9 protein-coding genes are annotated in these 13299 nt (G+C 46.4%); all 9 read right to left on the bottom strand.

Annotated elements, in window-relative coordinates; all coding sequences use genetic code 11:
* Positions 1–9: 9 nt before the first annotated feature.
* Positions 10–2415, bottom strand: a complete 2406-nt coding sequence (locus L4D05_RS21275; RefSeq protein ID WP_428795224.1) for a glycoside hydrolase family 94 protein — start codon at positions 2413–2415, stop codon at positions 10–12.
* Positions 2416–2491: 76 nt separating this feature from the next.
* Positions 2492–4405: a beta-N-acetylhexosaminidase gene (locus tag L4D05_RS21270; RefSeq protein ID WP_428795223.1), complete on the bottom strand. Its 1914-nt coding sequence runs from the start codon at positions 4403–4405 to the stop codon at positions 2492–2494.
* Between the two features lie 12 nt (positions 4406–4417).
* On the bottom strand, positions 4418–5293 hold the full coding sequence (locus L4D05_RS21265) for a glucosamine kinase nucleotide-binding domain-containing protein (RefSeq protein ID WP_428753354.1): 876 nt from the start codon (positions 5291–5293) through the stop codon (positions 4418–4420).
* Entirely contained in the window at positions 5286–7013 is a 1728-nt protein-coding gene (locus tag L4D05_RS21260) for a glycoside hydrolase family 9 protein (RefSeq protein ID WP_428795222.1), read from the bottom strand. Before L4D05_RS21260 ends, L4D05_RS21265 begins: the two co-directional genes overlap by 8 nt.
* Positions 7014–7081: 68 nt before the next feature.
* Positions 7082–8074 (bottom strand): ABC transporter ATP-binding protein, encoded by a 993-nt coding sequence (locus L4D05_RS21255; RefSeq protein ID WP_265676554.1) that lies wholly within the window; start codon positions 8072–8074, stop codon positions 7082–7084.
* Between the two features lie 47 nt (positions 8075–8121).
* Entirely contained in the window at positions 8122–9111 is a 990-nt protein-coding gene (locus tag L4D05_RS21250) for an ABC transporter ATP-binding protein (RefSeq protein ID WP_428753350.1), read from the bottom strand.
* A 2-nt stretch (positions 9112–9113) separates the two neighbouring features.
* On the bottom strand, positions 9114–10139 hold the full coding sequence (locus L4D05_RS21245; RefSeq protein WP_428753348.1) for an ABC transporter permease: 1026 nt from the start codon (positions 10137–10139) through the stop codon (positions 9114–9116).
* A gap of 2 nt (positions 10140–10141) precedes the next feature.
* On the bottom strand, positions 10142–11128 hold the full coding sequence (locus L4D05_RS21240) for an ABC transporter permease (RefSeq protein ID WP_250617419.1): 987 nt from the start codon (positions 11126–11128) through the stop codon (positions 10142–10144).
* A 159-nt stretch (positions 11129–11287) separates the two neighbouring features.
* Positions 11288–12970, bottom strand: a complete 1683-nt coding sequence (locus L4D05_RS21235; protein WP_428753346.1) for an ABC transporter substrate-binding protein — start codon at positions 12968–12970, stop codon at positions 11288–11290.
* Positions 12971–13299 lie beyond the last annotated feature (329 nt).

Here is a 13299-nt window from a genome sequence, read left to right as displayed (position 1 = left end):
AGGTGGGAATTAGCCAAGTACCACATGGATGTGGTTGGTGGATCCCGGTTGTTGAGGGGCAACTGCTCCGGTCATTTTCTCGCCATTGAGGGTCATGGATTTTACCCCCTTACTCACGTTGTGTGGGTTCTCAACAGTGATGTGATAGGTGGCATCACGCCACTCTCTTGTGACCTCAAAACTAGGCCAGTCTGTTGGAATACACGGGTCGACAATGAGCCCTTCAAAGCTGAGGCGAACGCCTAATATGTAGTTAGTCGCGGCATAGTATGCCCACCCTGAGGTACCAGTCAGCCAAGGATGATTGGCGCGGCCATGATCTTGATGGTCGCGTCCCATGACAAATTGCACATATGAGTAGGGTTCAGTGATACGGGTTTCGATATTGTTGTTTTGATTGTACGGGTTAAGCGAGTCGTAGAATTTCATTGCTTGATCACCGCGACCTAGCTTAGCTTCCGCTACCCAAGCCCATGGATTCGGGTGAGAAAAGATAGCGCCGTTTTCTTTCACGCCTTGATAGACTCGCGTCACGAAACCGATGTCATCATTAGGCGTAGCAAAAGATGGGGCGTTGAGGTGCAGTCCGTAATCGGAATATAGGTATTCGTCTACGGCATCCATTGCCTTTTGACCACGTTCTTCGCTAACCGCGCCAGAGACAACAGCCCAAGTATTTGACTCTAAGTGAACCTTTCCTTCGGTTTGCTCATTGGTGCCGACTTTATCACCATTTTTGGTGATACCGCGGATATACCAACCACCGTCCTCATCCCAAAGGTGAGTTTCACAAGCATCTTGAACTTTTTTAGCCATCGCTTCATAGCACGCGACATCGCTAGGTTTATCGAGATAATTGGCAAGGTCGACAAACTCTTGCAACGCCCAGTAGTGCAAGAAAGCCACCATGGAAGACTCACCGCCGCCGAGGTTTAAACAGTCGTTCCAATCTGCTCGAAGTCCTTTGGCAATACCCGTCGCGCCAACATGTTTATCGGTGAAATCTAACGCTGCTTTCATATGTTCGTAGACGGTCGCATCGCCACCGTCGGCATAAGGGATGACTTCATCAAAGAACTCAGTTTCACCGGTTTCCATGACGTAACGGCAAATGGTTGGGATTAACCACAGATGATCATCTGAGCAGGTGTCTGCAATGCCATGGATCTTATCTTCATCACTTGGCGTAGGGACCACAGTTGGTGACTTTGACGGTTCAACATCGGCTTTATCAGGGTCAAACCAGTCTGGATCAAAGAGGTGTAAACCATAGCCTGCTTTCACTTGGCCTCTAAGTAAATCAACAATGCGTTTCTTGGTCATCTCCGGATTTGAATGGGGGACGGCCATCGCATCTTGAGCGGTGTCTCGGTAACCCAGTCCGGTACGTCCGCCAACTTCAATAAAGGAAGCAAATCGCGACCAAACAACGCATGTTTCAGCTTGGTATAACGTCCAAGCATTAAGCATGGTATCAAGCCCTTCATTAGGAGAAGTGACTTGGAATTTCGCGCAGCGTTCATCCCAGTGCGTTTTAATCTCTGCGAAGGCTTTATCGACTTCATTCAGATCTTGGTATTTTTCACGTAGTCGAGTGCCGTTGCCTTTACCAATACCTAAGACATAGGCAAAGCGAACTTCTTGACCTGGCTGGATGGTGAACTGCTTATGCAGTGAGCCACAATGGTTGTAGCAGGTTTGTACATGGTTTGAACACTGTCCACGCTCAACGGCGATTGGGTTTGATTCATCGCGGTAAAGCCCTAAGAAGCTGTCTCGCTGACCGTCGTAGCTATCCGGTTCAAAGGTTGAAGCAAGATAGTAGAACCCTTCTTTTTCATTGGTGTTATAGAAAAGGTCGTACTCGATCACGCCATCTTGATACTCAGTGCCAGCTGAATAGAGCGACATTTGATGATTCTGGTTGTCTGAGGCAATGTGGCTAAAAGAAAACTCTACAAAAGAAAAGGTACTGATTGTGCGTGGCTTATTACTGGTATTACGCAGTACCACATCCCATACTTCGGCGTCTTCACCTTTAGGGATGAAAAGCGTTTTTGTCGCTTCAATCCCGTTGTAGTCACATTTAAATTTTGAGTAAGACAGCCCATGACGCACTTCGTACTGAGCTTCTTCTAAGCTCTTCGCAACGGGCTGCCAAGAGATAGACCAATAGTCACCCGTTTCATCATCCCTTAAGTAAACGTAGTGTCCCGGTCTATCAAACGTCGCATTGGGACGAAATTTAGTGACGCGATTATATTCAGGAGAATTGTAAAATGAATACCCCCCTGCATTGTGTGATATCACCGTACAGAACTTTTCGGTACCAAGATAATTGGTCCAAGGTGCTGGAACGTCGGGACGAGTGATAACATATTCACGGTTGTCGTTATCGAAGTAGCCGTATTGCATGAGTATTTCCTTATAAAAACTTCTAATTATTCAGTGATAGGTATGCGATGCATGATCTGTCTCTACAGAGAGTGGGTTATTCAGACCATGGGTGTCGATACCGGATGTTTTGCCTGTCGAGCAAGGTTAAATGGGGCTTTAGCCTTGCCAGAAAATAGGGGTAATCTTTACGCTGTTCGCGACACCAAGCGGTTTCAGCGAGCGCGAGTAAGCGAGGGAAAACCATATAGTCTAAACGGTCTTGATGAGTGATAATTTCTGTCCACAATGCGGCTTGCATGCCAAGAATTCGCTTCTTGACGGGATCATCATGGGCGATGTCAGATAAGGGTTCGTATTGGTAAGCTTGCTCAAGTGAGATGACCGACGCCCAATCGACCCCTGGCTCTTCACTCGCATAATCTTGAGCCATATCGAGATAGGTGGTTTGCCCTGGTTGCAGTACGACGTCGTAGCCCATTTTGGCACAGTTGATCGCCGCTTCTTCGCTTAACCAAGAGTAGATAATGGTGTCTTTACTCACTTTGTTGCCAAAGTGCGCTTCTTCCCAACCTAACATGCGTTTGCCAAGAGAGCGCAGCTTATCTTCTGCATAGCGCAGTAAATGCCCTTGTAGTTCTTTGGCACTGTTATAGCCATGGGTTTGCATGAGCTTTTTACAGCTTGGGCTATTGACCCAAGAGCCTAGCGGAACTTCATCTGCGCCAATATGAAGGTAGGGTGCAGGGAAGAGTGCAGCGACTTCTTCTAGCACAGTATCTAAAAATTGGTAAGTGCCGGCTATCCCTGGGGATAAGGTGTTATCTGTATAGTGCTGGACGCTGCGATAGGTGGATTTATCCTCATGGTCTACTAGCAGGTGTGGCAAGGCTTTGATCGCGGCGCGACAATGACCTGGTATATCAATCTCAGGGATCACTTGAATACCACGTGCACTGGCAAACTCCACCACCTCTTTGATGTCGTTTTGAGAGTAGTACCCACCGTACTTTTCTGAAATATGGTGAAATTGAGGCTCAATCACTTCATCGGGTCCACGCCATGCGCCAATCTCAGTTAGTGCTGGGAGCGCTTTTATCTCGATGCGCCACCCTTCATCATCAGTTAGATGCCAATGAAAGGTGTTGAGCTTGTAGTGTGCTAATAAGTTGATGAAGCGCTTAATTTCGCTGATAGGCTGAAAGTGGCGAGCACTATCCAACATCACACCACGGTAGGAAAACCGCGGCTTATCTTGTATGGAGACAAAGGGTACTGACAGTGTTTGTCGAGCTTCATCAAAGGCGCATAGTTGCAGTAGCGTGCTTGCACCATAGATAAACCCAGCAGTATCTGTGGCTTCAATGACGACACCGTCATGGTTGATATTGAGTTTGTACTCTTCGCTGGCAAGTACAGGGCTGCGCTTAAAGTGCACACCTTGTTGTCCAATCGACTTAGGTGTTATCGCAAATAATCGCTCTACTTCTTCTTGAAGCCAAGCCGCCGCGTCTTTGTTGTCTGGATGATCCCATGAGATCTGGCTATAACGAGTTAGCTCAAATTGACCCTCGGTGAAGGTGATCTTGTCCGGATGAGGGATGAGCTGATGTTTGTGTGCGACGACATTCGGTACAGCGGTGTGTTTATCGTAAGCATGTTTAAGAACGATAGGTGACACACTGACCGTTTCCCTTGATAGTGAATCTGTGTCTAAATACGCTTCTTTAATTCCATCAGAAAGGAAGCGAAACGGCGCGGTTAGGATAGAAAACTCTATATACACATGGTGGTTGGAATAGAGCACTGAGTCGGCAAGCTCAAGCGTACAGAAACTGCCAATTTGAGTAATGTGACCGACAGAAACACTGGCAGGATCAATATAGCGATCAAAGGTAAAGCTAAGGCGCCAATGCGGGTAACTTTTCTCTGATAGATTATGCAATGTTAAGCCAAAGCGACTGCCTTTATTATGGCTGTCTAGTACGGCAATATCGACGCGAAAATCCATACTCGCCTCCCTTTAATATAGATTATGCTGGCTTTGTCCAGCCATCATCAGAGCCCCATCCATGGCGTCACCTTTTGGTTCTACAATCCAGCGTTGAGCCGCGGGTGATAACCATTCATGGATACGTTGGGCAATGCTACCCATCAGGCAAATATGCTGTGCGCCTTTTTGATTCAAGGCCGTTAAGTACATTTCAATGTCATCTGCGGTTTGTTGCAGTAATGATTTTCCTAGCCTTTCGTTAAGTAATGCATAGTCGAAAATAGCGGGAGAAAATTGCCCATAATCACAAGGAAGAGCGGTCTTAGACCACTCAACAATGCGGTCTACATCATGCTCAAAGTGCGTCATGACTAAATCAGCTAGGGGAGAAGTAGGACGAATACCATCTTGAATGAGTAGTACTTCTTGAATAAGGCGTAGTCCCATTACCGCCCCGCCGCCTTGGTCTGAAATTGGAAACTCACGACCACCTACGACAAACTGTTTGCCTTGTTTGAGTAGCAGCCCACAAGAACCAGTACCGGCAATCATGATGGCACCATCTTGACCTTGGTGTGCGCCTAAGCATGCACCGTACGCGTCGGTGTTGAGCGTAATGCTGGCAAAAGGATGGGAGATGGCGGTAAATTTTTGATACGACGACTTATGCTCAGCACCTGCAAGTGCTAACCCAACATCGAGATTTTTCAGGCTATCTCGATTAAGTCCACTTTGTGTCAGTGCGATGGTGAGTGCTTTGATGATCGCAGACATCGCGACATCAGCCCCGAGCATGATGTTGGCGCTACCACTTTTTCCTTCACCAATCAGCTCGCCCTGTTCGTTTACGATTCGTGCTCGACAAGAGGTGCCTCCACCGTCGATACCGGCGATAAATTTAGGCATGGGAAGTCTCCTTCTGTTGGTAGTGCTTATGAGTCAATGCGGTAGCAAGCAGAAGCCAAGCCGCGTGCGGGATCCACTGTTCGCCCCATCGCCAGTTCTGCAGCATGTCATCTTTTTGATTTAGTGGATTAAAGGCAATGTCGCATTCACTATCGAATCCTGCGGTGATGCCATTACACACCCCACCATGAGCATTAAAAAAGCCAAGATCCGTTAAATAATCGGGATTGTTGTGGCCATGCCCGTCTAGCATGCACATATCGTAAGGGTTGAAGCCCAAAATCCAATCCATCGCCCTAGCGGCATAATCTTCGAGTTCGGCTTTCAAGACCGAGCTATCAAGGAGAGGCTGCACGGTGAGAGCCATCGTGGCTAACGAGGCGAGTCGAGCATTTTCACCTTGCCACCAATAACCGGTTTCGTTGTTGTGAGGCACAAAGAATGTGCTGCGTTTCGCATCATCAATGGGCTTTACATACTGGCGAGGATAGCCAAATGGGTTAAAAACCTGCTGTGTTACACTAAGCTCGAATTGGCAAGCCTTGTGTATGAGCTCAATGAATCGTTTAGTGCGAGAAGAGTCATCTTCAATTGCGACGTATTCATTGAGTGCGATAACGGGTAGTCCCGCTTCAGCTGCGTGATAATAAGGGCGAGATCCATCGTCGTTACTCGACCAATAGAAAGTAAACTGCTCATCGTGTGCCGCTCGTTGTGCTAGCGCATCGGCCCAGTATCTTGCTTCTTTTAAGTACTGACTTTGCTTGGTAGAGCGATAAAGCTCGACGCTGGCGAGCAGTGCACAGTACTCATCTATGATGTTTTCAGTGCCGTCATTGAGGTACTGCGTATTGAATTTTTTTAGGTGCGCGTAGCCTGATTCGGCGGCGGTTAAAAATTGCTGTGCTTCATCCGCAGAGAGGTTGGCTAACCGGCTTGTTTTCGCTAATGCCGCAATAGCCATCCCCCCACCTTGACGAAACCCAGCCTGATAGTCGGATTTTTTGTGGCCCAATTGAGTTTCGTAGGCGCAGATTTCGCGTTGTTCGGTATCTTTGCTCCATTTATCAAATACCGTCATGTAGAAGTAACCGTCGGGGTGCTGCATACGCAGTAAAAACTCAGCGCCGTAACGTGCTTCCTCATGGAGTCTAGCTTGTACAAAAGAGCGTTCTAGAGAGCTATGTAATACGTCATCTGCTTTTAATAGATTCCATACCACCATCGGGGTTTGTTGAGGATTGAGATAATTGGCGTAGGACAAATGACTTAAGTACTTACTTACGTCACCAGAGGCGTCATACCAACCGCCATGAACATTAACGCGTTCGTTACTGCCAATCACTTTTGCTGCTTGGTCAGCGTTATCAAAAATACTGCCGCTGCAACGTTGAGATTTGAAGTAATGGATCATATCGGAAAAAGCGCGATCCAATAGGCGATGATGTGCAATTTGAAAGCGATGGGAACAAACCGATTGGTAGCTTAGATAATATTCGCCAGGTTGTGTCCATTCACTGAAATCAATGTCAAAAAAGTAACCTTGATGCCATTCATCAATTTGCGCACCACCGGAGAGAGGCAGTTCTGAAACGATGGTATGAGTACTGGCATCGATCAGAAATGCGTTACTCAGCTCAGTTAGTGCCGTTGGCGACATGACAACCGCACGTTTGGAGCCGGTTGCTTGATAACCAATGTGGTTTGTTAAAAGTTGCATGATGTATCCCAGCAAATGGTGTCAGTCAACTCCCTCTTGCGAGGGAGCGTTTCATTAGTTGTCGTTGATTAGTTTTCGTAAAGGTAACAACGGACGAAGTGGTTCTCTGCCAATTTAGTCACACTTGGCAGGGCTTCGTTACAGCGGCTGGTGGCATGGGTACAGCGCCCAGCAAATGGGCAACCAACAGACTGTGGTGTCCACAGTGGAATATCGCCTTTATTACCCTTCAGCTTTTCATGAATCGACTTGGATGGATCGGGTACTGCTGATACCAGCAATTGTGTATATGGATGCTGAGGGTTTGCGATGACTTCATCGGTATCGCCCCATTCCACCATATGTCCAACGTACATGACGGAAATGTCTTCAGCGATATATCGCGCCGTTGCAATGTCATGGGTGATGTACAGCAGTGACATTTGCTTTTCGAACTTCATCTCTTCCATTAGGTTGAGAACACCCGCACGAATAGAGACATCCAACATTGAGGTTGGCTCATCCGCGAGGACGACTTCAGCGCCAATGGCGATGTTTCTTGCAAGGTTGACGCGTTGACGCTGTCCACCAGAAAGTTGATGGGGGTATTTTGCCGCGGTTTCTTTTGCTGGAATGAGTCCAACTTGTTCCAGTAAGTCGTAGATGCGTTCTTCCAGTTCTTTCTTATTGCGCTTGCTTACTTTGTTATGGATGAGCAAAGGTCGCGCAATGTGGTGAAAAATGGTGTGTGTTGGATTAAGAGACCCAAATGGGTCTTGCCATACCATTTGTACACCCTGACGATACTGGGTCAGCTCAGCTTGTTTTTTAATCTCTTGAATATCTCGACCGCGATATTTAATTTCGCCGCCACTTGGCGCATACATTTTTGCGATCATTTTCGCAGTGGTCGATTTACCTGAGCCGGACTCGCCTACAACGGCTAGACCGCGGCTCTTATACATTTTAAATGACACGTCATTAATCGCGCGCATCATTGGTTGAGACAGCGTATTACTGTTAATTGGGAAGTCTTTTACGACATTGTTGCCTTCAATCAGCAGTTCACCATAGTTGCTCATATTCATCTCCAGAATTTGTTGTGACGTCCTGTTTTACTGGTGGTTGTCTATGACAACACTTCGGCTACCGCTATTTGCTCATTGTATAAATGGCAATTTGAGAAACGGTTGGACTCAATTTGACGTAATTGTGTCGGTACCTTAGTACAGGCTTCATGAACACGGTCACAACGAGCCTGAAAGCGGCACCCTTGTGGGATTTCCAGTAGGTTTAACGGGTTGCCTGGAATGCCCGTTAGCTTCGTTTTTGGCCCCGTTAATGGCGGAAATGAACTTCCCAGCCCTTTGGTATACGGGTGGTAAGGTGATTCTAGGATAGCTTTAGAAGGCGCCACTTCGATCAGCTCTCCGGAGTACATGATCCCGATGCGGTCTGAGAACTCGACCATTAAGGAAATATCATGAGTAATGAACAAGATAGAGAAGCCAAATTCTTCTTTTAATGCGTAGATCTTTTGTAGGATCTCGCGCTGAACGACCACATCAAGGGCCGTCGTTGGCTCATCCATAATGATCATCTTTGGATTGAGTGCGAGTGCGATAGCGATCACTAGACGTTGACGCATTCCGCCAGAAAATTGGTGTGGATAGTCGTTGAGTCGACTTGGGTGAATATCCACTATTTCTAATAGACCTTCGGCACGTTTCTTCGCTTGCTCACGCGTCATATTAGTGTGACGCATGATGACATCGCAGAACTGCTCTTCAATCGTGAGTACTGGGTTTAATGCATTCATGGCACTTTGGAAGACCATGGACATCTCACTCCAGCGAAACGCTTGCATACGTTCATCGCTGTATTTAAGGATATCTTCACCATTGAAGATAACCTCACCACCGCTGATGTATGCGGGTGGCTTATGTAAACGCATCAGTGAAAAGGCGACGGTGGATTTACCACAACCGGATTCACCCGCCAGACCAAAGACTTCTCCCGGTGCGATATCAAAGCTGACGTTGTTACAGGCTCTGACGTCGCCAGCATCGGTAATGTAATCTACGCAAAGGTTGCGGATTGAAATTAAAGGTTCAGACATAATTAACGGTCTCCGCTCCAAAGTGCATTTTGTGGTGGTAGTTCAGGCTCGCGAGTAGTTTTGTCTTCTTTCACCATCTTTTTCCAACGTTTCATCCCTTTGTGAGAGCGAAGCTGAGGGTTAGCAATTTCATCAACAGCGAAGTTAAGTAACGCAAGACCTGTGACCAATAAGATAAGAGCAAAACAAGGGGCAAGCATTTCCCACCAAGCGCCAATCAGCATTGCCGACGACGTTTGTACGTTGTAGAGCATGATGCCCCAGCTAACGGTATTCGGATCGCCCATACCCAAGAAGGAGATGATGGCTTCCATAGAAATGGCGTACATGACCGAGCCAATGAAGCTTGCGCCTACAATTGAGATAAGGTTTGGTAGTAACTCAACAAAAATAATGCGCAGCTTTGACTCACCTAAGACTTCTGCTGCCTTAACAAACTCTTTTTCACGTAAGGAAAGGGTTTGAGAGCGTATTACCCTTGCGCCCCATGCCCAGGACATAAAGCCAATGACCAAGGAGATGGTAAGCGGGCCCGCCTCACCAATAAATGCTGCGACAACAAACAGTAATGGGTATTGAGGGATCACCAACATAATGTTCATGGCAGCGGTTAACACATCATCAACTCGGCCACCAAAGTAACCTGCTGAGATACCAATGATCGTCGCTAAAATACATACCGTAAGACCTGCGCCAAAGCCCACCATAAGAGAAACGCGAGCGCCATAAACGACTTGTGACCATACATCACGTCCCATACGGGTTGTACCTAGCGTGTGGTCAGCTTTTTTAGACATCAGTAGCGAGCGACGGTTGTCGGCAAGATTTTCTGCCACCCAGCCATCTGGGTTTGCTTGTGCCATTTTGACGACAAATCCAGGGTACTCATGGGGATTGCCGGTGCGCTTGTCCGGAGCGTGCTTAGTAATAAGCGGCGCAGCGACAGCAAGAAAGATAAATAGACCGATGATGACAAGTCCGATACGGGCGGTGGTATTTCGCCACACTAGAGAGAGAAATCCTTTCATGATTATTTGCCTCCTTTACGTAGGCGAGGGTCAAGCACGACATACAACATATCGGCGACAAGGTTAAAGAACAGCATAAATAGAGTCATGATAAGTAGTTGACCTTGAAGGACTTGGTAATCACGAGCGTGGATAGCGTTTAGCATGACACTGCCTAAACCTGGGTAGTTAAAAATAATTTCGATGATAAGTTGCCCACCGAGTGCCATACCTAAAGACATAGAGAGTGCGGTGACACTGGGTAGCATGGCGTTGCGAGCGGCATAGTTGAATACCACGCGGTTTTCGCTCAGGCCTTTGCCTTTTGCCATGGTGATGTAGTCTTCATTAAGAAGGTTAATCATGTTATTACGCATATTGACGAGGAAGCCGCCAATTTGAATGATCGTCGCACAAATCAGTGGTAACACTGCGTGATACAATACGTCTTTGAGGAAAGTCCAGCTGGTCCAGTCTGGCGTTGTTCCAGCGGTATACGCGTAACCTGTCGGGAACCACTTAAGACCGATAGCGAAAATGAACAATGCCAACATCGCGATAACGACTTGAGGAATAGCCTGAACAATCAGCATTCCGGGGGTGATAAACGTATCGAAGCGGCTGCCACGTTTCCACGCTGCGAAGATGCCAAGTACTGAACCGATAGAGAAAGAAAGCACGACTGCGCAGCCTGCTAGAAATAGTGACCAACCAAATGCGCTGCCCAGTAAGCTGTTTACTGATAATGGGAAGAATTGTACAGAGGTGCCAAGCTCCCAGCTCAGAATGTTCTTCATGTAGGCGATGTATTGAACAAAATAGTTACCATCAACGAAGCCAAGCAATTCTTTCATTGCGGCAATACGTTCTGGTGTAATTTGTACCGTAGTATGCGCAAACATCATGGTGACGGGGTCGCCTGGCATTGCGCGTGGAATAATAAAGTTGATAGTGGCGGCGACTAATAGCGCCATACAATAAAAGGACAATCGTCTTAAAAAATAACCCATAACTTACACCTTGTTAACCCAGCAGTAATGTTGCTGGTATTGCCGTCCATAACGTAGAGACGAGCTATCCCCTGACGACAAGCGCCACTCATTCAATTGAATACAGGAAGGGGATGAAAGCGGTACGGATGTACCGCTTTTATTTACATACTTACTTGTTTATTTCACTGGCTTTAGGTCCAGTACGTGCAATAGGCGCTCAGGAATACCTGCCCAGATATTTGGACGACCTTGAGGATTTTGCTCGTTCCACCAACCCGTGTAGCGAGTGGTGTTGTACTGGAACATATAAGCACCAGACATGACAGGAACTGTCACTTGGTCTTGCGCGATGATTTTCTGGATACCGTGTGCGATTTCCATCTGTTCATCTTTGTTTGCTGTTTTGTAGAAGCTGCTTAATAGCGAATCTAACTCAGAGTTTTGGTAGAAGTGCATCGCGAAGCGAGGCATACCATCACCACTTTGTAGTGTTGAGTTATATGCGCTGTTCCAATACGTGTATGGGTCAGCACCGTGGAAGTAGTTGGTATAAGCGACGTCGTAAGATCCTTCAAGCATGGATTGGTTGTACACAGAGAAGTCTGGTGTACGTGCTTTTGCTTTAATGCCTACTTCTGCAAGTTGCTCAACAGCTAGTTGCACTGTGTTGTTAAAGTCGGTCCAACCGTTAGGAGATTGAATTAACAGCTCAAAAGACTTACCAGACGGAGTATCGACAAAACCATCACTGTTTACGTCTTTAAAGCCAGCCTTTGAAAGTAGCGCTTTTGCTCCTTCCGCGTCATAAGAGTTGTAACCCTTAAATTTGTTGTGCGTCGCTTCGTCAGACCATGCTGCAAAGGCATAACCTAAGCCAGAAGCGAAGTCATTAACGGTACCGCCACCGTAGAATGCGATATCAATGATGGTTTGACGGTCAAGTGCCATGGAGAATGCACGACGGAAATCGACATTGTTAAGCGCTTCATTTTTAACTTGATCTGGGTTTTTAAAGTTAAGCATGAAAGCTTGTGTACCTGATGGCGGGTACCAGTAGTGGTGATTTGGACTTGCTGCTGCGTAAGTACGGTCAATATCAGGGATGAACGATGAAGTCCAATCCATTTCAGAGTTAACGACTTTGCCTAGGAACTGGTCATTGTTAGCAATTTGAGGAACACGTAGACAATCCACTTCTAGGTTGTCCGCATCCCAGTAGTTTTCGTTACGACATTGAACGTAAAGTTGCCCTGTAAAAGTGTCGATCTCAGTAAATGGACCTGAACCTACAGGGTTTTCATTGGTAAACGTAGCTGGATCTTTAATATCTTTCCAAACATGCTCAGGGACGACAGGCACTTTAACGATTTCGTAAGGCACGTTTGAGTTTGCTTCGGTGAGGTAGAATTTCACTTGGTGGTCGTTAACTTTTTCTACTTTCTCTACCCAAGAGTTAATACCACTTTGGTCAAGTTCAGGTTTTGATTTAACAAGATTGAATGAGAACAGGACATCGTTAGCATCAAAAGTTTCGCCATCTGACCATTTCACACCTTTACGAATGTCAAAGGTGACCGTCATTAGGTCGTCTGACATTTCGAAGCCTTCAGCAAGACGGAATACCGGCTTATTACCGTGCATCTCATTGAAAACAACCAACGGCTCATAAATAAAGTCTGTTGTTGTGTGTAGGTTCGTCGCACCCAAGTATGGGTTAAAGTTACGAACAAAAGTATTGAACTCTTTTGGGTGAACCGTCAGTTCATTACGTTCTGCTGCAGTTGCAACAGAGCTAAACCCTGATACTGCAGTGGCGATAATTGCTGTCGCGAGTGCTGTTTTTTTAATATGCGCAAGCATAGCTATTCCTTACTATTTGCTTTTGTTTCACTGGGTAAATATTGGAGACTTACCCTCACGTTTTGCTAAAGCCTACCTCTTATCTGTTTCCTAAAGAGTGGCCTGTAAGCCTTAGGCGTTACTAAGAAAACACCTTAAAGAAGAATTTATCAATTAGGTTCTCCGTCAAAAACGTCAATTAGTCTTGTTGAGTCGTTAAAAACGTCAAAATAGCGGTTTTTTGAGTGTTTTTTGAACGAGTTTTTAAGGTGATGAACGTCACGAACTGCAAACTATAGAATGATAAATGTTAGTACTTACTATCGTCATGTTTTAAATTTTATGGTGGT

Source organism: Vibrio nomapromontoriensis (genome assembly GCF_050337205.1).
In the GTDB taxonomy this organism is placed as follows: Bacteria; Pseudomonadota; Gammaproteobacteria; order Enterobacterales; family Vibrionaceae; genus Vibrio; species Vibrio nomapromontoriensis.
The sequence above is the reverse complement of the archived record's forward strand: the minus strand, read 5'-3'. Positions and strand labels throughout refer to the sequence as shown.